Origin of the sequence: Aquimarina mytili, from assembly GCF_016735115.1 — a bacterium.
Lineage (GTDB): Bacteria > Bacteroidota > Bacteroidia > Flavobacteriales > Flavobacteriaceae > Aquimarina > Aquimarina mytili.
In genome coordinates this window covers 199,003-219,941 of record NZ_JAERQJ010000002.1, presented here as the reverse complement: position 1 = coordinate 219,941, position 20,939 = coordinate 199,003, and the positions used below count along the sequence as shown (strand labels likewise).

Here is a 20,939-nt window from a genome sequence, read left to right as displayed (position 1 = left end):
GGTGTTTTTTTATAGGTTATCTAATTCATTTATAGCATTGTCAAGTTCTTCGGCCTCTTTTTCCAAAGATTCAAAATCTTTATTAATTTCCTGATCAACAGCTTCTATTTGTTCGTTTATTTCAGCTGCTTTTTTTTCTTCTTCAGCTTTCTTGTCGACACAAGCTACCAAAAATAACGCCATTGCTATGATGGCAAATACTGTTTTTTTCATAATAAAATTGATTTAGGTTAGTACTACAACAATATAATTAATTTTTGTTTAGTATCGGAGCTAAACTTTATGATTATCAATACTTCTAAATTGGTCTAGAAATGATATTAAGGAAAGAAAAACAATATGCTGGTTACGTGTAATAACATGGGAAAGTTAAATATCTAAATCAAAATCCGAACGAAGTTTATCAATAAGAGGATTTTTTTCTCTTAATTTTTCGTATTTGTCCTGAGGAGTAAATGCATATTTTTTAGAAGCCTCTTCATTCACAGTAATTTTAAGCGTAATACTAAAATTATTAAGCTTTTTATATAAAAATTGTAATAACCCAGATTGGGCTGCTTCAAGGTCGACTTTCATCGATTGGTTTGGTAACTCTAAGCAGATTGTATGACCATCAAGTGTTGGTATATTCATGGCAAACATAGATCCGATAATGCGTTCTCCTTTTTTATCTTGCAATTTTCCATACTCAATCCAACCATCTTGCATTTCAGATTCTGTAAAATCTTCTGTTGGTAGATTTTTAGGATCTATTACTTTTTCTTGTTTATTTTCTTGATGCTCCTTCTTTTTTCTAATGCTACTAAGTGATAAGCCTGAAGTTTTTCGATCTCTATTTATTGCTATTGGCTTTTTTTCTGTAGAAGTTGCTACTAATGACTCATTGCTAGTAGAAGGTGTGCTATCATTTGAAACCTCATTGGCATTGGTTTGTACCGTATGATTAGCAATGCTAACATCAGCACTTTTTTGAGGTGTTTGAGTTGGTTTTTCTGGTTGTTGTAGTACAGAGTTTATTTCTACGTTTTTTTGGTCAACCTTTTCTTTTGCGGCTGCAGGAATTTTTATGGCCTCTATTCCTTTCTCTTTGAAATATGATGGAGGAATTATGTACGGTTGATCATTTTTTTTTTCTCCATCCGTGTTGAGTAGGATAGAGGCGAGTTGCATTAAGCAGAGTTCTACTAACAATCGTTGATTTCGACTGGTTTTGTATTTGAGGTCACAATCGTTCGCAAGTTCTATTCCTTTTACAAGAAAACTATGTGATGTCTTTTGTGATTGCTCATGATATTTTGATTTGGTTTGTTCTCCAACCTCCAGAAGGTTAATTGTTGCTGGGTTTTTGCAGACTAATAGATCTCTAAAATGCGAAGCCAGCCCAGCTATAAAATGATGGCCATCAAATCCAAGAGCCAGAATCTCATTAAATTCAAGAAGTAATTGTGGAATATTATTTTCAAGAATTAAATCAGTGGTTTTAAAATAGGTTTCATAGTCTAAAACATTAAGATTTTCTGTAACAGCTTGTCTAGTAAGATTTTTACCACTAAAACTAACCACTCTGTCAAAAATAGAGAGCGCATCACGCATCGCACCATCAGCTTTTTGAGCAATAATCTGTAGTGCATCTTCATCAGCTGTAATACCTTCTTGAGTGGCAACCTGCATCAAGTGATTTTTGGCATCTGTAACTGTAATTCTTTTAAAATCAAATATCTGACATCTAGACAGAATCGTAGGGATAATTTTGTGTTTTTCTGTTGTCGCTAGTATAAAAATTGCATGTTTTGGTGGTTCTTCTAACGTTTTTAAGAAAGCATTAAAAGCAGCTTGAGACAACATATGCACCTCGTCAATGATATATACCTTGTATTTTCCAACTTGAGGTGGAATACGAACCTGATCTATAAGGTTTCGGATATCATCAACTGAGTTGTTTGAAGCAGCATCAAGTTCGAAAATATTAAAAGCAAAATCTTCATCAGGATGCTGATTTCCATCTTGATTGATGGTTTTTGCAAGAATTCTTGCGCATGAAGTTTTACCAACTCCCCTGGGCCCAGTGAATAAAAGTGCCTGGGCAAGATGGTTATTTTCTATAGCATTAAGCAACGTATTGGTAATAGCTTGCTGGCCCACAACATCTTTAAATGTTTGGGGTCTGTATTTACGAGCAGATACTATAAAATGTTCCATCGATACAAAGTTAAAAATTGAATACAAAAAATAAATTTTAGGATTCGGTTTTTATTTTTAGTTATTAACAGCTGAAAAAATAATTTGTAATTCGAGATACATAATTATGAATTATGATACTTTTGTAGTAAGCAGATCACCTTATCGCGGCCTTAGGGTCGAGGAAAGTCCGGACACCATAGCACAGTATAGCGGGTAACGCCCGTCCGTCGTAAGGCGAGGACAAGTGCAACAGAAAGTATGTACAGGTTATGCTGTAGTGAAATCAGGTAAACTCTATACGGTGCAACGCCATGTAAACCAGCTTTTTAGGGTTGTGCGCCCAATGTTGGAGGGTAGGCGGTTTGATCTCAATAGTAATATTGAGACTAGATAAATGATAAGGATCCACATTGTTGGAAACAGAATCCGGCTTATGATCTGCTTTTTTTAAAACTCCTTTAACAACTGCCAATACTAATTTTCTTGTACCTTGTGCCTCAAGAAAATTGTCTACATGAAAATCGCAATAGTTTGTTATCCTACCTTTGGTGGTAGTGGAGTAGTGGCCACAGAATTGGGAATCGCTTTGGCTAAACTGAGCCATGAGGTTCATTTTATAACCTATAAACAGCCTGTGCGTTTGGATCTTTTGGACCCTAATATACATTTTCATGAAGTTAATGTTCCTACATACCCATTGTTTCATTATCAACCCTATGAACTGGCACTGTCTAGTAAATTGGTGGATACCATCAAAAAATACCAGATAGATGTGTTGCATGTGCATTATGCAATTCCCCATGCATATGCGGGATATATGGCAAAAAAAATGCTTGAAGAAGAAGGAATATTTGTACCCATGGTTACAACTTTGCATGGTACAGATATCACTTTAGTAGGAAATCATCCTTATTATAAACCCGCCGTAACCTTTAGTATTAATAACAGCGATATAGTAACTTCTGTCTCACAAAGTTTAAAAGACGATACATTGCGTTTATTTGATATCAAAAAAGAGATACAAGTTGTGCCAAACTTTATTGATGTAAGCCACCAAAAAAGCAGTTTTACAGATTGCCAACGCGAGGTGATGGCCCTTCCCGAAGAACGTATTGTAACCCATATTAGTAATTTTAGAGCTGTAAAAAGAATTACCGATATCGTCGATATTTTTTATAATATTCAAAATAAGATGCCAGCAAAATTACTTATGGTTGGTGAAGGACCTGAGCGCAAACCAGCAGAAGAAAAGTGTAAAGAATTAGGAATAAAGGATAAAGTGATCTTTTTTGGGAATAGTAATGAGATTGATAAAATATTATGTTTCTCCGATTTGTTTTTGCTTCCTTCAGAAAGAGAAAGTTTTGGATTGGCGGCGTTAGAAGCAATGGTCAATAAAGTTCCTGTAATATCAAGTAATGCTGGAGGTATTCCAGAAGTTAATAATCATGGAGTTTCGGGATATTTAAGTAATGTAGGTGATGTAAAAGAGATGTCTGAGAATGCGATTAAAATCCTTGAAGATGACAGTACTCTTGAGATGTTTAAGCAAAATGCATTTGCCGAAGCATTAAAATTTGATGTAAACGAAATCGTTCCTAAATATATTGCTCTATACGAAAGTGCATTAGCAATATCTTAGGAACGATTCAGTATATGTATTGTTTATGATATTTTAGAATTGATAGCGAATACCAAGACCAATATCTAAATCTAAATCATCGTTAAAGTCTCCAAAACCAATTTCTGGTCTTATATCCAATGAAATAATTATAGGAGCATCAAAGTTATATTCGATTCCTATATCACCAGCAATGAAGAAAAAACTATCACTATCACTTCTTCCAAAAACACGATCGTCATAGTCCACAAAACCAACTCCACCACCTGGTCCTACATACCAGTTGAATCCCTTATCTAGGTTAAATACCCATTGGTAAAGCGCAGCAACCTTTATAGCAGTAGCGGCATCAAAGTCTCTCCATCCTAAATCAAATTCTAATCGGTTATTACCACTTAGACCTCTTTGGTAAGAAACTTCAGCCCCAAATCCATCATTATCACCAATTCTAATTCCCAGGGCATTTTTAGAAATTTCTTGTGATTGGATAGTACTTATAGTACCTAATAAGAAAGCCGTAATTATTAAAATACGTTTTGTCATAGTTAAATAGGTTTTTATTTAGTCTTCGAATATAACGTCACAAATGTTCTGATCAGTAAGTAAAATTCTTAAATTTTTGTTAATTTCGATTAACTACCTATCTTGAAGTACCATATCTGTGCTTTCAAAAATCTTATCAGCAGAGCCTGCAATGAAGCCAGAATAAAGATTTCCATCAGCATTTGGATAACGAAAAGCAAACTCATAATAACACGAAGTTATTTCTTTGTAACCTTCTTCAAACTCAATCTCAACGGCATCTGCTAGAATACTAGATTGCTCTAGTAGTAGAGTTGGAGATCCTTTGATTTCTCCTCCAGAAGAGTTCATTGTAAATCCGTTGGATTTTAAAAAATCGTTTACCTGTGATAAATTTTCAAAAGTCTTTAACTTATTCACATCTATTGTGAAGTGATTTGAACAAAATCCATTTACATACATCCACGCTGCATATTCGGATACAGAAAGAAGGTTTTGATAGATTTTTAAGGATGGTTTGTTCCAAACTCTTCCTTTTAGAATCAAATCGTCTTGTTTGAATACACTTTGATCTGTTTGATCAAGAATGTCGATAATAGTTTTTCTAATCTCTTCAGAAAATTCTTCTAATAGCAATTGGCTTATAAAAATTTTTGGAGCGTTAGTGTCGTTTTTATGTTCAAAATGCTTGGCAAATAACTTTTTAGCCTCAAAATGATATTCGCCTTTTGGTTCATAGCCCATGGCTATAAATGGTTTTGCTATAACATCTATATGTACTCTTGGGTCATTAAAAGTGCGTATTGCTATATGATCATTGTATACTTTGTTTCCTTCTGCTTCTAATATAGATTTGATCTTTTCGGCAGATGGTGTTTTAGCCGTATACTGATTCCATAATTCATTAAAAAAATAGGTAGGGCTCATTTAATTGTGTTTTTATTTGTTGCAAAAATATTATTTTTGACTTTTATTTTATTATATTTAATTAATTTTGCTATGTTTTTAATGTTTTATGTGTCAATTTGATATAATATAAAATCCATATTGTCATATTGACCATTAACTATTTAATTTCTTGATTATTATGAACCATTTTGATTATGTAGACCAACAGATTTTGTTGCAGATTCGCGAAGATGCTAGAAAACCATTTTCTCAAATAGCCGATGATTTGAAAATCTCAAATTCTTTAGTTCATCAAAGAATTAAAAAACTAAAACAAAGAGGCGTAATAGCCAAAGCAGAGTTTGTTGTAGATGAAAAACAATTGGGATTTAGAACTAAATCCTATGTAGGTATTCGTTTAAGAGAGGCTAGATATGCAGAGCAAGTGGTTGAGGGATTAAAAAAAATTCCTGAAATATTAGAATGTAATTACGTTTCGGGCCATTATGCCATTTTCATTCTTATTTTTGCTGTAGATAACCATCACCTGAGAAAGGTTTTATACGAGCAAGTGCATCATATAGATGGGGTTGCTGGGACCGACAGTTTTATTTGTTTTGATACCAATTTTAAAAGACCGGTTTCTCTGGACTCTTTAGCAAAGAAAAACGTATATGACTCATAGTAGTGCATTAAAATTATTGGAAAAGCAATTAGAAGGAGAATTACAATTTGATTCCCTTTCTAAAGCACTATATGCAACAGATGCATCAGTGTATCGCAGAATTCCTATGGCTGTAGCTTTCCCTAAATCTATTGAAGATTTAAAAATATTAATTGCTTTTGCTACAAAGAACCATATTGGTCTTATCCCAAGGACGGCAGGTACATCTCTTGCCGGTCAATGTGTAGGTGAAGGTATAGTTGTAGATGTCTCAAAGCATTTTACCAAAATACTTTCTGTAGATCAAGAAAATAAAACGGTAACGATACAACCTGGTGTGATACGCGATGATCTTAATCGATTTTTGAAACCGTATAAACTATTTTTTGGACCTAATACCTCGACTTCAAATCGATGTATGATAGGTGGTATGGTTGGTAATAATAGTAGTGGTACAACTTCGATTCAATATGGAGTTACAAGAGATAAAGTAGCAAAACTTAATACTGTTTTATCTGATGGATCTGAAGTTGTTTTTGCTGAACTATCTCAAGAAGAGTTCAATAAAAAGAAAGAACTTACTACTTTAGAAGGTTCGATTTATAAGAATATATATATAGAGCTTTTTTCAGAAACTGTTCAAAAGCAAATAAAAGATAATTTTCCGAAACCTGAAATTCATCGTCGTAATACAGGGTATGCCATTGATGAACTTATAAACTCAGAGGTGTTTTCAGAGCACTCAGAATCCTTTAATATGTGTAAATTATTGGTGGGTAGTGAGGGCACATTAGCGTTTACAACTCAGATTACGTTACACTTAGATGATTTACCTCCAGAAGAATCTGTAATGGTCGCTGCACATTTTAGGACTATTGAGGATTGTATGAATGCCGTAGAATCTGTTATGCGGCATCCTTTGTTCACTTGTGAAATGATGGATAAAACCATTTTAGATTGTACAAAAAATAATATCGAACAGCAGAAGAATCGTTTTTTTATTGTTGAAGACCCAGAAGCTATTCTGATGTTAGAACTCCGAGCCAATAACAAAGAAGATCTGGAGGATCAGATGCAATTATTGCTCAGAACTTTAGATGATAATGGTTTAAGCTATTCAAATGCTATTTTAAAAGGAAAAGAAATAGATCAGGCTTTAGAACTTCGAAAAGCTGGATTGGGCCTGTTGGGAAACATTGTTGGAGATAAAAAAGCGGTAGCTTGTATTGAAGATACTGCGGTTGCAATTTCGGACCTGGCAGATTATATTTCCGAGTTTACGGCAATAATGAAATCATATGACCAGCAAGCAGTGTATTATGCACATGCCGGAGCAGGAGAGTTACACTTGAGGCCTATTTTAGACCTTAAAAAAAGCGAAGATGTTGTTCTTTTTAAGAAAATAACGGATGATGTTGCTGCACTGGTAAAAAAGTATAAAGGCTCTATGAGTGGTGAGCATGGTGATGGTATCGTAAGGGCGGCATATATACCATTTATGATAGGAGAAGAAAATTTTCAGATCATAAAAAATATCAAGAAAATATTTGACCCTCATAGTATTTTTAATCCTGGAAAAATTGTGCATGCATATCCCATGGATCAAAAATTGCGCTATGAGATTGATCGAAAGGAGCCAGAAATAAATACCATATTAGATTTTTCAGATTCTTTAGGAATTCTAAGAGCCACAGAAAAATGTAACGGTAGTGGTGATTGCCGTAAATCAATAGAAGCTGGTGGAACAATGTGCCCCAGTTACAGGGCAACAAAAAATGAAAAAGATACAACACGTGGTAGGGCAAATGCATTGCGCGAATTTTTAACAAACAGTGAAAAAACAAATCGATTTAATAACAAAGAACTTAAAGAAGTCTTTGATTTGTGTTTAAGTTGTAAAGGATGTTCTAGCGAATGCCCATCTAACGTTGATGTGGCAACACTAAAATCTGAATTTGAATATCAATACCAGAAGGAGAATGGAGTTTCGATAAGAACGAAGCTTTTTGCTTATAATAATCGATTAAACCAATTAGGAAGCATAACACCAACGATAACGAATTTCTTTTTCAAAAACACGGTCACCTCAGGACTTATGAAATCTGTTTTTGGTATCGCAAAACAGCGTGAGTTACCTACACTAAGTAAACAGTCTTTAAGGAACTGGTGTAAAAAGAATTTGAAAAAGGTACAACCGGAAAGTCCTCTTAAAACCCTGTATCTCTTCATAGATGAATTTACAAATCATTTAGATGTCAATATTGGTATTGATGCTATTCTTCTGCTTACCAAGTTAAATTATGAAGTGAAAATTGTTGATCATAAAGAAAGCGGACGTACTTTTATTTCTAAGGGATTATTAAAGCAAGCTCAGAAATTAGCAAATTATAATGTGACTATTTTTTCAGATTTGATTTCACAAGAAACACCGCTTATTGGGATCGAACCTTCAGCAATATTAACATTTAGAGATGAATATCTACGATTGGCTAGTGATCAGCAAAAAGCAAAATCGGTTTCGAAAAACACATTTTTGATTGATGAATTTTTGGCTTCAGAAATTGAAGTGGGAAATATAAATTCTAACCATTTTATTACAGAAGCTAAGACAATCAAATTGCATGGTCATTGTCATCAAAAAGCACTTTCAAATATTCATAATACATTTACGTTACTTAATCTTCCTGAAAACTTTAAAGTTACCATTATCCCATCGGGCTGTTGTGGTATGGCGGGTTCTTTTGGGTATGAAAAAGAACATTACGATATTAGTATGCAGGTAGGAGAACAAACTTTATTCCCTACAGTAAGAAAAGCTTCTCAAGATACTATTATTGCTGCAGTAGGAACCAGCTGTAGACATCAAATAAAAGATGGTACACAAAAAAATGCAATACATCCTGTTACGATTATAAGAAATGCTTTGGTTGAATAAGGCTTAGATTCTTTTTATGAAATCATAATAGTTATTAAGACTTCTGGACTAATGATTAGTTCCTCGGTTTTTTCTTTGTTTTCTGCAAAAGTTTCTAAATGTTTATTTTCAGAATGAACTCGTTGCCATTACTGATTATGATATTGTAATGAAGTTAGGTTTTCTGTTCTATTGTCTAATTCTAACACTAATTCGTGTGATACTAAACTAGCTTAGTATCTCATTATGATTTCAAGTGAATATATGACTTCTGTGTTTTTAGAAATAAAAGAAATAATCTTTTTGATTACTTTTAAATAAGGTTTAGAAAAATACTGCTTTCCGAATTGCTAAATATCCACAGTATCCCCATTTAGAATAAGTATTTTGGGTATAATACTATTGAAGTAATTAAATAGTTCTTTGGCTTGGCAACCGTAAGTTAGTATTAAGAGTTATTCTTTAGAATATTATGACATGAATTCAGAAATGATCTATATTGTATGTGGCGTATCCGGATGTGGAAAGACAACAATAGGAAAAGCGCTGTCCCAAGAATTGGAAATTCCGTTTTTTGATGCAGATGACTTTCACTCAAAAGACAATATTAAAAAGATGTCTGAAGGTTTTCCATTAAATGATAAAGACAGAGAACCTTGGCTAAAAAAAATAGCACTCCAAATCGAAAATTGGCATAGAAGTGAAGGTGCAGTATTAGCCTGTTCAGCTTTGAAGCAAGAATACAGGGAGATATTAACATCTATACCGTCTAATTATATTCAATGGATTTTTCTTGATGGAGGTTTTGATTTAATCTCTAAACGGTTACAAGCAAGAAAAGATCATTTTTTCAAAAAAGAATTATTAGCATCTCAATTTGAAACTTTAGAAAAACCTAGCAAAGGTATATCGGTATCTATTGATCAAAATGTTGAAGAAATTATTAAACAAATCATTACAAATTTGAGCATACAAAAATCACAAATAGGCATTGTAGGACTAGGTGTAATGGGAAAAAGTCTAGCCAGAAATTGTTTGTCTAAAAAACTTAAAATATCTGTTTACAACCGACAGGTCTTAGATAAGGAGGTTAATGTGGCACAGCGATTTGTAAACGATCAGGATGATTCTAACATTATTGGTTTTGACAATATAGAGTCTTTTGTAGCATCTATAAAACGACCGCGTTCGATTATAATTATGGTAAATGCGGGTAGACCTATTGATTTAATTGTTGAAGCCATGGTTCCTTTTTTGACAGAAGGAGATTGCTTAATTGATGGAGGAAACTCTCATTTTAAGGATACATCGAGGAGAACTCAGCATTTATCGGAACTAGGAATCAATTATGTTGGAGCTGGAATTTCTGGTGGAGAAGAAGGAGCTTTGTACGGACCATCTATCATGCCAGGTGGATCAAAATTAGGATACCAACAATCAAGAAAGTTTCTGGAAACTATTGCCGCTAAAGATAAAAATAACATCCCGTGTTGTGCATATATTGGACCAGGAGGATCAGGGCATTATGTGAAAATGGTTCATAATGGAATTGAATATGCAGAAATGCAATTACTCGCAGAGATGTATCATTTACTTCGTTTTTATTATAATAAAAAACCAAATCAAATTAGTGATATTTTTAATTCTTGGAGAACCTGTGGTGCTGATAGTTATTTGCTTGAAATTACAGCAGATATTTTATTAAAAGAAGAAAAAGGAGATTTTCTAATCGATAAAATTCTTGATAAAGCGGGGCAAAAAGGAACCGGAGGCTGGTCCACTATTGCTGCCCTGGAGATTGGAATGCCATTATCAACAATTTCAGAATCAGTAATGGCACGAAATATTTCTGGAATGAAATCTAAAAGAGTAGAGGCCTCAGAAGTCTACCAGATACAAACTACAAAAGTAAAAGAAGATGATAGCCGTTTTTTAAATGCCTTGGAAAAAGGATATAGAGCCTCTAGTATTATTAATCATGCTATAGGATTTGATCTGCTGGCAAACGCTTCTAAAGAGTATCGATGGGATCTTAATTTATCCGATATAGCTCGAATATGGACTAATGGATGTATAATACGAAGTGAGTTAATGGAAAGGATATCTTCTCTTTTTAAGCAAAGTAACGAAACTTCATTATTACTATTACCCGAAATCGTATCCTTTATGAAGGATAGTGTTAACCCCCTTACAGAAATCGTTTCAGTTGGACTTAAAGCACGAACACCATTACCCGTTTTATCTGCTGCTGCAAGTTATTTTTTGTCTTATATAACCCAAAAATCTTCGGCTAATCTAATACAAGCTCAACGGGATTATTTTGGAGCACATACATATCAAAGAGTAGATAAACCATTAACAGAATACTTTCATACAAATTGGAAAAAATAATAACTATGGATTATCAATTATTGTTTGCGGTAGGAATAGGTATATTTCTGCTTGTTTTTCTGGTGTTAAGGCTCAAAATCCATGCTTTTATAGCACTCTTAATTGTCTCTATGCTTGTAGGTATAATAAGTGGCATGTCGCCAGAGGTAATGATTAATAGCATAAAGAACGGGATGGGAGGAACTCTTGGTTTTGTTGCTACGGTTGTTGGTTTGGGGGCATTATTTGGAGGATTGTTAGAATATTCAGGAGGAGCACAGGGTTTGGCAGCTTATATCATTAGATTATCTGGCGAAAAGAACGCCTCATGGGCATTAATGATCACCGGTTTTATCATTGCTATTCCAGTATTTTTTGATGTAGCCTTTATTATTCTGGTTCCTCTGGTTTATGCTATAGCCGAAAAGACAAAGAAATCAATATTGCTTTATGCGATCCCGTTGCTTGCTGGATTGGCAATTACCCATAGTTTTATTCCACCAACACCTGGTCCAGTTGCCGTAGCAGATATTTTAGGAGCAAACTTAGGCTGGGTAATCATTTTGGGGTTTATTGTCGGAATTCCTGCAGCAATTGTAAGTGGGCCTCTGTTTGCAAAATTTGTTTCTAAAAAAATAAACGTATCAATACCAACAATAACAGACCTAAAATCTTCGGAAAATAAAGAGCTGCCCAATCCTCTTGTCATAATAGTAATAATAGTGCTGCCTATTTTACTAATTGTATTAAAAACGATGATACTTAGTGATTGGTTTTATCAAAAGGAAATACCTGAATATATCAGATATACGATCTCTTTATTAGGGCATCCTTTCACAGCGTTAATTATTGCTAATTTAATTGCATGGTATGTTTTAGGAATAAAACGCGGGGTAGATAAAGATGCTTTGTTACGAGTATCGAGTAAATCTTTTCAGCCTGCAGGTTCTATAATTTTATTAACCGGAGCCGGTGGTGCATTTAAACAGATATTGGTGGATACTAAAGCCGGAGAAATGTTAGCTTCTTCTTTGCAAAGTTCATCAATACATCCTTTGCTATTTGCTTTTGTCGTAGCTGCATTGATTAGAATCTTGCAAGGTTCTGCCACAACAGCAATGATTGCTGCGGCTGGAATAACTTCACCCATTATTTTAGGAGGAGACTATAGTGAATCGCAGATTGCTCTTTTTGTAATTTCAATAGCTTCTGGGGCTACCATATTATCTCATGTTAATGATAGTGGTTTTTGGCTGGTGGGACAATACCTCGGATTAAATGAAAAGCAAACATTTGGATCCTGGACCATAATGACAACATTAATTGCTTTGATAGGAGTTATAACATCCATAATTCTATGGTATGTTTTTTAAGATTTTCACTTTTTATATCAGAAATACTACCTGTATAACGGCCAAATAAGTGTTTTAATAGACTTTCTAAAAAAATAGCTTAAAAAGACAATAAGATTTAATTTTCATAATAAAACCAGCCTTTTTTATATCATATTACTACCATGATTTTAAAGATTTAAAATTACATTTGTCTTAAAATTTGCATTCATGGCAGGAAATACATTTGGAAATTTATTTAAGCTTACTACTTTTGGAGAATCACATGGTGTTGCAATCGGCGGTATCATTGACGGATGCCCGGCTGGGGTTACTTTAGATTTGGAAGCTATTCAGCAAGAATTGGATCGCAGAAAACCAGGGCAATCGGCTATTGTTACTCAGCGTAAAGAGCCAGATACAGTGGAGTTTTATTCTGGCATTTTTGAAGGGGTTACTACCGGTACACCTATCGGCTTTGTCATCAAAAATGCGAACCAAAAATCCAAAGACTATTCTCATATTAAGGACTCATATAGACCATCTCATGCCGATTATACGTATGACCAAAAATACGGAGTGCGAGATTATAGAGGTGGTGGTCGTTCATCTGCTAGAGAAACAGCAAGTAGAGTAGTAGCAGGAGCTATTGCAAAACAAGTTTTACCTTCAATTACAATTAATGCATATGTTAGTGGTGTTGGATCTATCAAATTAGAGAAATCACATACAGAATTAGATTTTGGATTAACCGAAGCCAATATTGTACGTTGCCCTGATACCGAGATGGCAACCAAGATGGAACAATATATCAAACAGATTAGAAAAGAAGGCGATACTGTTGGAGGGGTAGTAAGTTGTGCTATTTCTGGTGTTCCAGTAGGTTTGGGAGAACCTGTTTTTGATAAACTTCATGCAGAATTGGGTAAAGCTATGCTTTCTATAAATGCGGTAAAAGGCTTTGAATATGGAAGTGGTTTTGCGGGTGCAGAACTCAAGGGGAGTCAGCATAATGATCTATTTAATACCGACGGGACTACAAAAACCAACCTATCAGGAGGTATACAAGGAGGTATTTCTAACGGAATGGATATTTATTTTAATGTAGCATTTAAACCTGTAGCGACCATTATGCAGGACCAAGATACTATTGACAAAGATGGTAAGGTAGTAAAGATGCAAGGTAAGGGAAGACACGATCCATGTGTTGTACCGAGAGCAGTACCCATAGTGGAAGCAATGGCTGCTTTAGTTCTTGTTGATTATTGGTTAATGAATCGAACGGTTAAGAAATAGTAAACACTTCTTTTTTCGTGATTTAGAAAGTAATTATGCGGTGAAACAAATGTGCTTCATTGTGTGATACACCATTTTAATACTTTGCCTCCTTACATATTATCTTAAGTAAATCGCAATTTCTATATACTTTTTTTGTTTTTAATTTATATCTTCGACGCTGTTTGGCTTAATTATTAAAAAATTCACATGAAAAAAGTTGCACTGCATTGGCAAATCGTTATCGGAATGATAGCCGGTATATTGTTTGGATTTATTATGACGTACCCTTCTTGGGGAAAAGGATTTACTGGGGATTGGATTGCTCCTTTGGGTACTATTTTTGTCAATCTTCTGAAATTAATAGCAGTGCCATTAATATTGGCTTCTCTTATAAAAGGTATTTCTGATCTAAAGGATATTTCTAAGTTTAAAACTATAGGAGGGAGAACAATTATTATTTATATCATTACGACCATAATAGCAATAACTATAGGATTATTGATTGTAAATATTGCCAAACCTGGAGAAGGAATTACTCCTGAAACTATTGAAAAATTGACTTCAGAATATGCAAGTAGTTCTAAAATATCAGAACGTATCGCAGAAGCTGGTAGACAAAAAGAAAGTGGTCCATTACAATTTGTAGTCGATATGGTGCCTCAAAATGCAGTTGCTGCTATGAGTAATAATAAGCTAATGCTTCAGGTAATATTCTTTGCAATTTTTCTAGGTATTAGTATGCTATTGGTAAAACCTTCTCAATCAGAACCGCTAAAGAATTTTTTTGATAGCCTAAATGAGGTTGTATTAAAGATGGTAGATCTCATTATGCTTAGTGCACCATATGCGGTTTTTGCTTTGTTAGCCAATGTTGTAGTTACTTCTGATGATCCTGATATTTTATTAGCACTTTTAAAATATGCAGGTGTAGTATTGTTTGGTTTATTATTAATGATTGTTTTTTATTGTATTCTGGTTTCAGTGATTACAAAAAAATCACCATTTTGGTTTTTAAAAGAAATTAGCCCTGCACAATTATTAGCATTTTCTACTAGTTCTAGTGCCGCTACACTTCCAGTAACTATGGAAAGAGTAGAAGAGCATATTGGTGTAGACAAAGAAGTGTCTAGTTTTGTGTTACCAGTAGGAGCGACTATAAATATGGATGGTACTAGTTTGTATCAAGCCGTGGCATCAGTATTTATTATGCAAGTGTTATGGCCTGAAGGTTTGACATTTAGTAATCAAATTACCATTGTATTGACAGCTTTATTAGCATCCATTGGATCTGCGGCAGTTCCGGGAGCAGGGATGGTTATGCTTGTTATTGTTCTCGAAGCTATAGGCTTTCCTTCTGATAAATTACCGATTGGTTTGGCACTCATTTTTGCAGTGGATAGGCCTTTAGATATGTTAAGAACAACGATCAATGTTACCGGAGATGCTACTGTGTCTATGATTGTAGCAAAATCTGTTGGCAAATTAGGAGATCCCAAGGTGAAAGAATGGGATGATCATTATGATGATGTTAAGTAAGTTTAACAGTCTATTCACGCAACAAACACTAAAAGTACTTCATCTACAGTTATATATCTGTTAACTAATTAGAAACTGAAGATGAAATATCTAACGTACATATTAATTTTTATAACACTTTTTAGTTGTAAAAACGATGATGATGCAACCGTAAATATTCCAGATGTAAATACATTTGGATTAGAAGGAAAATGGAATTTAGTTGCTGTTACAGGAGGATTTTTAGGGGTTGATCACATTTTTGAATCAGGAACTATTGTTTGGGACTTTGACGAAACCTCTAAAATCATCACTGTGGTTAATAACAATAGCGATACGAATTTAGAAGATAGTTTACCCACAGGGACTTATAATTATTCCATTCAAACATTAGATGATGTTCAAGAGTTGATTATTAATGATATCAGTATTGGTAATTTAAGCCTTAACAATAATACACTTATTATTGACGAACAATTTAGAGATGGTTTTCTTTTCACTTTTCAGCGATAAGTACAGTAAAATCAAAATTATTGTTGTAGACCTCACTAGTTTTAGAACTGGTGAGGTCTTTGCCTTTAAATTTCAGGATATTTTAAATTGGTATATAAGATAGGGGGGAAAAACCCCTTTTCATTTATAGGTAAACTCCCCTTACGCTGTATTACTCTAAAACTTACTTTTGATGTATCACAATACCACACTAATAAACACTCATTATTATGAAACAATTCATCCTACCCATATCTCTTATTTCATTTGCCGTGATATGCCTTAGTATTGTGCATATTGACAATGTGAATAAACTTGAGTCTCAATCTGATGAATTAAGAAAAAAACATCAAAATGATGTCCTTTTAGAAAATAAAACGAATCATTCTGTCGCAAAAGACGATGTTCTTCAAATTAAATGAAGGGAGAAAAAGGATTCAATTACTATTGATCAATACGAAAAATATTAAGTTTTATACAAGATAATTTTAGCTGTTTTGACCTTTTTGTAAAATTAGACTAACGAATTCTAATTGGATAATTACGAACTCTAGAATGATGTTGTTGACAATATCTACATATGATTACTTTTAAACCGTAATATAGATGTGTTTTTTTTGTTCCAAATCAAACTAAATTCAAAACATAATTGTATGAAGCAATTTTTAATACCTATAGCATTAATTTGTTTTACAATGGCTTGCTTAATTTTCGTGCATATAGATAACATGGACAAAATGAGTAAAGACAATATAGCTTTAGAATTGCAGGATGCAAATAGGAATTCTCAATCTATTTCACAATAAATAGATAGAGATAGTACAAAACCGATCAATTTTTTTGATCAATAAATAGAGCTTTAAGTTCTGGTGTCGGAATCATACAAGCTTCTTTTTTACCAAACCATTTATATCTGTTTTTGGCAATAATATCATAGATCCAGTCTCTAAAGAACCTTGGAAAAATGAAAAAAACAGAAAATAAAGGATATATACCGGACAGCTGCTTCGCAATGTGCAAAGCAGCTGTTGATTTATAATAATAGGCAACAGATGGATCTATCAAAAGTATAGAGTCTATTTTAGAAATATTAATATTTCTCTCAGTAATTAGTTTTTTGCCAATTTCACTTTGTAAAGAAGCGTATCGAAAAACATCATTTTTATCACGTTTTATTACAAAGTTTATTGAATCATTACATAAATTACAGACACCGTCGAACAAAATAATTTTTTTTCCTTCTTCAATCATACTGCAAAGATACTATGAATTATGAGTTGTATACATTCAATTATGACTTCATTAAGAATCATTTTATTATAACCGAATCTATTACTTGTTGTGTTGTAATTTGAAGATTTTTGGGTAATTTATTATCTCTGGGCAAAACAGCTAAGTAACGATCATTATTAGAATCATAGACTTGTTTAAAAACAGGGTCTTCTAGTTGAAGCATATCACAAACCTCTTTTATTAGGTCAAAATGATAAATTAGGTCGGTACTTCCAAGATGAAAAATTCCTTTTTTATTTCGATTGATTATATAATGTATTTGTTGCGTAAACTTCAATATTGTGGTAACATTTATGATAACATTTGGAAAAACTTCTATAGGCGCTTTGAGGTCATGAAGTGTTTTGAGCTCTTGCACCCTGGGGCTCGTAGCTCCAAAAACCATGGGCACTCGAGCGATTACATATTTATGAGGTGGTAATCGCATCAAGGCATTTTCTATTTTGATTTTAAACCTTCCAAAAACACTGTCACTAAGTGTTTTATCGTATTCGTAAGAAGGATAGTTGCTAAAAGAATCAAATACATTAGCACTAGATATAAAAAAAAGTTTGCATTTATGATTTGTAATCCATTTAATAATGCGAAGATGCGCGTCTATTTGAGAATTAAAATTACCTCGTAGTGCGGCAATAATAATAGTAGGTTTTAGGTTGTCAAGTAAGATCGAAATATCCTCGGTCTCCATGTCATATTGAAAAAATTTTTGATTTTTTTCAAAAAAGGAATTGTCGGTACGATAGGTTCCATAGGTATCAAAATAAGAATTCAGCTCTTTATAGAGGGCATTTCCTATAAAACCACTAGCTCCTATGATGAGAATTTTTTTCAATTGTTATGACTTATAAAAAAATTAAGTTTCAAAAATTACAGAAGTAACCTTGAAACTTAAGTATACTATTTTTTATTGTAAGACTATCCTTTGTAAAATGGTAATTTCACTACTGTAGCTGGAATTGCTTTTTTTCTAACCTGAATAGAAATTTTGCTCCCAGGTTTTGCAAAAACTGAAGGAACATAACCCAATCCAATTCCTTTTCCTAAAGATGGCGACATGGTTCCAGAAGTTACGATACCAATTGTATTGCCATTGCCATCAACAATATCATAATCATGTCGAGGAATACCGCGTTCATCAAGTTCAAAACCTATTAACTTACGTTCTGCACCACGTTCTTTTTCTTTTGCTAAAGCCTCTGCATTGATAAAATCTTTAGAAAATTTGGTGATCCAGCCTAACCCAGCTTCAATAGGAGAGGTGGTATCATTAATATCATTACCGTATAGGCAATACCCCATCTCTAATCGTAAAGTATCTCTAGCGGCTAATCCGATAGGTTTTATTCCAAAATCTGCTCCGGCTTCAAATACTCTATCCCATATTTGTTGTACTTCAGAGTTTTTACAATAAATTTCAAAACCACCACTACCAGTATAGCCAGTAGCCGAAATAATTACATGCTCTATTCCCGCAAAATCTGCTACTTCAAAAGTGTAAAATTTTAATTTTTCTAAATCAACAGATGTTAAAGATTGCATTGCAGCAACAGCTTTAGGTCCTTGAATTGCTAATAAAGAATATTCATCAGACAAATCCCGCATTTCAGCTTTCATCGTATTGTGACTACTGATCCATTGCCAATCCTTTTCAATATTTGATGCATTGACAACCATAAGGTATTTTTCGTCTGCGATCTTATATACGATTAAGTCGTCAACAATTCCGCCTTTGTCATTGGGTAAACAACTGTATTGTGCTTTACCGTCTACTAATTTAGATGCATCATTAGAAGTTACTTTTTGTATCAAATCCAGAGCATTAGGACCTGAGATTAAAAATTCTCCCATATGAGAAACATCAAAAACACCAACTCCATTACGAACGGTTTCATGTTCAATATTTACACCTTCGTATGATACAGGCATATTAAAACCTGCAAATGGTACTATTTTAGCTCCAAGAGCAATGTGAGTTTCAGTTAATGCTGTGTTTTTCATTGTATGAATGATTATGAAATTGACGCCGAAAGTAAAAAACTTTGATTAGCTACACAATGCTTTTTTGTTATAATCTTGATAAATTATTGGTTTCTATATACTATGTATTTTTCAATAATATCAACCCAGAAATCATTACTAATATTTATATTAATCAAAAGTATCGGTGGATATCAATTATATTTTATGAGAAGCAACCATTTCAGAAAAATATAATCTTATAATAAAAAGGAAGTCATGCGAAATTTGATTGTAATTGTTATATGTTTTATGGTAGTAACATCTTGTTCTGATGATGATGATACAATAAATATAAGTACAGATATCGTTGGTAAATGGTTGCTGGTAGAACAGTTAGTTGATCCAGGAGATGGGAGTGGTACATTTCAACCTGTTGATAGTGATTTTACATTAGAATTCTTTAATAATGGCACAATAGTATCTACAAATGGTTCATTATGTGATGTATTTACATCATCTAATGACACTAGTTCCGGTACATTTTCCCTAGAAAATACAACATTAAATATAGGTTGTGAAGATGATGTGATTACTATTTTCTTTGAAAAGAATGAAGCAGAACTTATCCTTAATTTTATTTGTATTGAAGCGTGTGCACAGAAATTTAGGAAGTTATAGAGTATTTTTATTTTAAATTTCTTAAAATAAAATCAAGTTTTGCATTTGTGTTCAGGTTTTGCTCAAAAGAATCTGTAATATGAATACTTTTATTCGCTAACCCCAAGTACTGTAGCCTTTCAATACTTTCTTTATTCTCAAGAGTAACTTTACCGGTTAATAAGATATTCATATCTTGATTAGAATAGTAATAATCATATATTTTTTTTAACCCAGTTAAGTATAAATAATCTTTTGTAAATCCTCCGCCTCGGTGTACTCTTAATGTAATTTGCCAGGCCGTATCTCTATCTAATTTATATTGACTGTACAATAGATCAAAAGTAGCTGCAAAATCATATCCTTTGATTAAACTATCAGCAGCGATTACACGATATGCTAATTCTTTCATTCGTTTTAAAGTAAGACAACCTGCCAAATATTCGCTAAAAACAGCTAAGCCTTCTTGGGTTTCTGTGTTATTCACAAAACCATTAGAAAATATTTTTAGAGGCTGGCTTTTTCCATTAAAGGTTGTTACCAGGTGTACTCCAATTTCATGATTAGCCAATACTTTTAAATCATTATCGCTGAACTTGTGGTTTTTTTTCAGAACTAGTGTTTCAGAAGCATTAAGTACCATTGCTGCCGCTGAAATATGAGTAGATTTTTTAATATTTAAATCGAATGTATATCGTTTTGCAAAATCTTCAAAGTATGATTCTGCTTCATTAGCAGAGATTTTTTTTATCAAATCATCTGTAGGTTGTTCGTCTTCAAAGTGAAGAATAAAACGTGCATTTTCTACATCACGCTCTTTGGGTGTTCCAAATACTTTCAAAGAATTATAATAAAAACTTTTTCCAGTTCCTATGGTTTCGATACAGTGTATCAAACCCGAATATTCATATATGATATCTTGATATAATTTTCTTACCTGATCATCTTCTATACGTTCTAATCGCTGGCTAAAAAATAACCGCTGCATTTTATAAGGATTGAACTTAATTTTACGATACTTGAAGACAGGATTCTTTCTATATTTACAAGCAAAAAAGTTCTTTTTTTCCTGTTCAATATTTAATGGGTTAAGAAAATTAAGAAGTTCGATATTCTTAACCAATCTATCCAGATTTTGATCTATTTCAAAAAGATCGCTATATGTTGATACTACATCTTCAATCATTATATTGTTTTTATTCCTTCATGTTCTAGTACCGCAAACTAACTGCAAAAAACGCAGATTAACAAATA

Annotated in this window: 18 protein-coding genes and 1 other RNA gene; 11 read left to right on the top strand and 8 right to left on the bottom strand. The window is 33.3% G+C overall.

Going from position 1 to position 20,939, the window contains the following annotated elements; all coding sequences use genetic code 11:
- Positions 1-9: 9 nt before the first annotated feature.
- Both JJQ60_RS05840 and JJQ60_RS05835 read right to left on the bottom strand, forming a co-directional pair.
- Positions 10-213: a hypothetical protein gene (locus tag JJQ60_RS05840; protein ID WP_201917636.1), complete on the bottom strand. Its 204-nt coding sequence runs from the start codon at positions 211-213 to the stop codon at positions 10-12.
- Between the two features lie 156 nt (positions 214-369).
- Positions 370-2,199, bottom strand: a complete 1,830-nt coding sequence (locus JJQ60_RS05835; protein ID WP_201917634.1) for a DNA polymerase III subunit gamma/tau — start codon at positions 2,197-2,199, stop codon at positions 370-372.
- Between the two features lie 128 nt (positions 2,200-2,327).
- Between JJQ60_RS05835 and rnpB the strand changes: the two genes are divergently transcribed.
- An RNA gene (gene rnpB, locus JJQ60_RS05830) (RNase P RNA component class A) lies at positions 2,328-2,630 on the top strand.
- 65 nt (positions 2,631-2,695) lie between these two features.
- The gene (gene bshA, locus JJQ60_RS05825) at positions 2,696-3,823 is read left to right on the top strand and encodes an N-acetyl-alpha-D-glucosaminyl L-malate synthase BshA (protein WP_201917632.1); all 1,128 of its coding nucleotides are present in this window, start codon (positions 2,696-2,698) and stop codon (positions 3,821-3,823) included.
- 33 nt (positions 3,824-3,856) lie between these two features.
- On the opposite strand, the gene JJQ60_RS05820 is transcribed toward bshA, so the two are convergent.
- Together JJQ60_RS05820 and JJQ60_RS05815 are read right to left on the bottom strand one after the other, a co-directional pair.
- Positions 3,857-4,345 (bottom strand): hypothetical protein, encoded by a 489-nt coding sequence (locus JJQ60_RS05820; RefSeq protein ID WP_201917630.1) that lies wholly within the window; start codon positions 4,343-4,345, stop codon positions 3,857-3,859.
- 93 nt (positions 4,346-4,438) lie between these two features.
- Positions 4,439-5,251 carry a DUF1338 domain-containing protein gene (locus tag JJQ60_RS05815; RefSeq protein ID WP_201917628.1) on the bottom strand — a complete coding sequence of 271 codons (813 nt, stop codon included), beginning with the start codon at positions 5,249-5,251 and terminating at the stop codon, positions 4,439-4,441.
- Positions 5,252-5,411: 160 nt separating this feature from the next.
- Here JJQ60_RS05815 and JJQ60_RS05810 point away from each other — a divergent pair, with 160 nt between their 5' ends.
- The 8 genes from JJQ60_RS05810 (at position 5,412) to JJQ60_RS05775 (ending at position 16,198) form a co-directional block, all read left to right on the top strand.
- A complete protein-coding gene (locus tag JJQ60_RS05810) occupies positions 5,412-5,897 on the top strand; it encodes an Lrp/AsnC family transcriptional regulator (protein WP_201917626.1) in 486 nt (161 codons plus the stop codon).
- The gene (locus tag JJQ60_RS05805) at positions 5,887-8,811 is read left to right on the top strand and encodes an FAD-binding and (Fe-S)-binding domain-containing protein (protein WP_201917624.1); all 2,925 of its coding nucleotides are present in this window, start codon (positions 5,887-5,889) and stop codon (positions 8,809-8,811) included. Before JJQ60_RS05810 ends, JJQ60_RS05805 begins: the two co-directional genes overlap by 11 nt.
- A 456-nt stretch (positions 8,812-9,267) precedes the next feature.
- The gene (gene gndA, locus JJQ60_RS05800; protein WP_236669048.1) at positions 9,268-11,181 is read left to right on the top strand and encodes an NADP-dependent phosphogluconate dehydrogenase; all 1,914 of its coding nucleotides are present in this window, start codon (positions 9,268-9,270) and stop codon (positions 11,179-11,181) included.
- Positions 11,182-11,186: 5 nt separating this feature from the next.
- Complete coding sequence (locus JJQ60_RS05795; protein ID WP_201917622.1) at positions 11,187-12,533, top strand: GntP family permease; 1,347 nt, start codon at positions 11,187-11,189, stop codon at positions 12,531-12,533.
- 189 nt (positions 12,534-12,722) lie between these two features.
- Positions 12,723-13,787: a chorismate synthase gene (aroC, locus tag JJQ60_RS05790; RefSeq protein WP_201917620.1), complete on the top strand. Its 1,065-nt coding sequence runs from the start codon at positions 12,723-12,725 to the stop codon at positions 13,785-13,787.
- Positions 13,788-13,976: 189 nt separating this feature from the next.
- On the top strand, positions 13,977-15,305 hold the full coding sequence (locus tag JJQ60_RS05785; RefSeq protein ID WP_201917618.1) for a dicarboxylate/amino acid:cation symporter: 1,329 nt from the start codon (positions 13,977-13,979) through the stop codon (positions 15,303-15,305).
- 81 nt (positions 15,306-15,386) lie between these two features.
- The gene (locus tag JJQ60_RS05780) at positions 15,387-15,797 is read left to right on the top strand and encodes a hypothetical protein (RefSeq protein WP_201917616.1); all 411 of its coding nucleotides are present in this window, start codon (positions 15,387-15,389) and stop codon (positions 15,795-15,797) included.
- A gap of 209 nt (positions 15,798-16,006) precedes the next feature.
- Complete coding sequence (locus JJQ60_RS05775) at positions 16,007-16,198, top strand: hypothetical protein (protein ID WP_201917614.1); 192 nt, start codon at positions 16,007-16,009, stop codon at positions 16,196-16,198.
- 409 nt (positions 16,199-16,607) lie between these two features.
- On the opposite strand, the gene JJQ60_RS05770 is transcribed toward JJQ60_RS05775, so the two are convergent.
- From JJQ60_RS05770 to gcvT, 3 genes are all read right to left on the bottom strand, one after another.
- On the bottom strand, positions 16,608-17,027 hold the full coding sequence (locus tag JJQ60_RS05770; RefSeq protein ID WP_201917612.1) for a thiol-disulfide oxidoreductase DCC family protein: 420 nt from the start codon (positions 17,025-17,027) through the stop codon (positions 16,608-16,610).
- A gap of 58 nt (positions 17,028-17,085) precedes the next feature.
- Positions 17,086-17,901: a sugar nucleotide-binding protein gene (locus JJQ60_RS05765; protein ID WP_201917610.1), complete on the bottom strand. Its 816-nt coding sequence runs from the start codon at positions 17,899-17,901 to the stop codon at positions 17,086-17,088.
- A gap of 83 nt (positions 17,902-17,984) precedes the next feature.
- Complete coding sequence (gene gcvT, locus JJQ60_RS05760) at positions 17,985-19,067, bottom strand: glycine cleavage system aminomethyltransferase GcvT (protein ID WP_201917608.1); 1,083 nt, start codon at positions 19,065-19,067, stop codon at positions 17,985-17,987.
- 237 nt (positions 19,068-19,304) lie between these two features.
- Here gcvT and JJQ60_RS05755 point away from each other — a divergent pair, with 237 nt between their 5' ends.
- Positions 19,305-19,706, top strand: a complete 402-nt coding sequence (locus tag JJQ60_RS05755) for a hypothetical protein (protein WP_201917606.1) — start codon at positions 19,305-19,307, stop codon at positions 19,704-19,706.
- 7 nt (positions 19,707-19,713) lie between these two features.
- Here JJQ60_RS05755 and JJQ60_RS05750 read toward each other — a convergent pair whose 3' ends face one another.
- Positions 19,714-20,871 carry a flavohemoglobin expression-modulating QEGLA motif protein gene (locus JJQ60_RS05750; protein ID WP_201917605.1) on the bottom strand — a complete coding sequence of 386 codons (1,158 nt, stop codon included), beginning with the start codon at positions 20,869-20,871 and terminating at the stop codon, positions 19,714-19,716.
- Positions 20,872-20,939 lie beyond the last annotated feature (68 nt).